General features: G+C 79.1%; 1 protein-coding gene and 1 riboswitch. The gene reads left to right on the top strand.

Going from position 1 to position 1,977, the window contains the following annotated elements; translation table 11 throughout:
- Positions 1–77: 77 nt before the first annotated feature.
- Positions 78–262: riboswitch (cobalamin riboswitch) on the bottom strand.
- Between the two features lie 423 nt (positions 263–685).
- Positions 686–1,651 (top strand): C40 family peptidase, encoded by a 966-nt coding sequence (locus WDV85_RS02965; protein WP_339569193.1) that lies wholly within the window; start codon positions 686–688, stop codon positions 1,649–1,651.
- The last annotated feature ends 326 nt before the right edge of the window (positions 1,652–1,977 follow it).

Below are 1,977 nucleotides of genomic sequence, written 5' to 3'. Positions count from 1 at the left end.
GCGCGCCGTGCCGGCGCGGGCGGGCTCCGACCGTCCCGAGCGGCCGTCATCCACCGCCCGGGCGGTCGCCCGGGCGGACGGCTGGCAGGTCTTCGGACTCCCGGGCGCGGACCTCTCGGTCCTCCTACTGGCCGTCGCTTCCCAGGCCGGAGCCCAGTGCTCGATGACGGCGGTCGTTCCCGGACACCGCTGCGGGGCAGTCCCGGTCTCCCACCGGGTTCCCTCTCTCGTCCTCCGGCGCGGACGCCGGCGGAACCAGTCGCGTCGGGGACGCTAGCCGCCGAGCGCGCACCGCCCCCGCGGCGTCCGCGGTGCGGGCGGCGACGCCTGCTGGTCACGGCGCGTGGCCGCCGTCACGGCGTGTCGTGCGCGGCGCGCCGGTCCGTTACCGAGATGTGACGGGCGCCGTCACCGTGGGGTACGGTCCGCGCGCTGCCCGGCGCACCGGGCGGCGCCTGCCCCGGAGCGCCGAGCCCTGCCGCCGGGTCGCAGGTCCCAGCGAGCTCGACGACGGCAGGGGCGGGGGACCCAGGATCTCCGGTCCCGCGGCGCGGGGCGGCTCCGGCCGTCGCGCTGACGCGGACCTCGGGGTGAAGCCGGTCCTCCCGACCAGGGGAGACGGCCGGGTGGCTCCCACCCGAACCCGACAGCTCACCTCGCAGGCGACTGGGAGAGGTCACCGCCCGTGCCCCTGCACGCCTCCGCGCGCCACCGCGCCCGCCACGCCGCCCCCGGGCCCGTGTCGACCCCGTTCACCGGCCTGCAGCAGGCCGTCGCCGCGCGCGCCGGCGTGGTCGCCCGCCGCGGCGTCGTCGTCGGAGCCTCCACCGGCCTCGTCCTGACGCTCGGCACGAGCGCCTCCGTCGCGGAGCCGCGCGAGGACGCCCCGCGCCCCGCTCCGGCGCTGACGGCGCCCGCCGAGCGCGTCGAGGCGGCGGCGCCCGTCGCCACCGAGGCGCTCACCGTCGCCGCGGACGTGCCCGTGACCTTCGCCCGGGGCGCCGCCCTCGGCGTCGTCGCGCCCCCGCCCCCGCCGCCGCCCCCCGCGCCGGTCGTCGTGGCCGACGAGGCCGACGCCGACGAGCCGGGTGACGAGACCTCCTCGGACGACAGCTCGTCGGACGAGACCTCGTCGGACGAGACCTCGTCGGACGAGACCTCGTCGGACGAGACCTCGTCGGACGAGGCCTCCTCGGACGGCGGTGCGTCCGACCGTGGCGCCGAGAGCACGTCCCGGTCCGCCGAGCGCAGCGCCCCCGCGCCGGAGGCCGAGGCGGAGCCCGAGCCCGAGCCGGCTCCCGCCGCCCCGTCCTCGGCCGGCGGCTCGGTGCTCGACATCGCCGCGCAGTACGTCGGCACGCCGTACTCCTACGGCGGCACGACGCCCTCGGGCTTCGACTGCTCGGGCTTCACGCAGTACGTCTTCGCCCAGGCGGGCATCTCGCTGCCCCGCACCGCCGCCGCCCAGGGCGCCGCCGGCCAGCGGGTCTCCCGCTCGGAGGCGCAGCCCGGCGACCTGGCCGTCGTCTCCGACGGCTCGCACGTCGGCATCTACGCCGGCGGCAACCAGTGGTACGACTCGCCCCGCCCGGGCAAGTCGGTGTCGCTGCGCGACATGTGGACCTCGGACGTCTACTTCGTGCGCTACTGACGACCCTCCGCCCGGTTCCCGCCGGGCGTCGACGACGGCCCGCCACCCCCTCCCGGGGTGGCGGGCCGTCGTCGTCGGGGCGCCCGCCCCCGGTGAGTCCTGTCCGCGGTGACCCCCGTCGTCGGTGACCGCCGTCGTCGGTGACCGCGGCCGGCGCTTCCGCGCCCGCTGCCCCGCCCGCGGCCGGCGCTCGCGCGCACGGGGCGCGACGGAGACGCGCGGGCGACCGTCGTGCGACGGCGGCACGACGCGAGGACGACGGGCGCACGACGCGGGCGCAACCCCGGTGACGCGGGGCCCGCGGCGACGTACCGTGAGCGCGCCGG

Origin of the sequence: Pseudokineococcus sp. 5B2Z-1 (assembly GCF_037482305.1) — a bacterium.
Lineage (GTDB): Bacteria > Actinomycetota > Actinomycetes > Actinomycetales > Quadrisphaeraceae > Pseudokineococcus.
The sequence above is the reverse complement of the archived record's forward strand: the minus strand, read 5'-3'. Positions and strand labels throughout refer to the sequence as shown.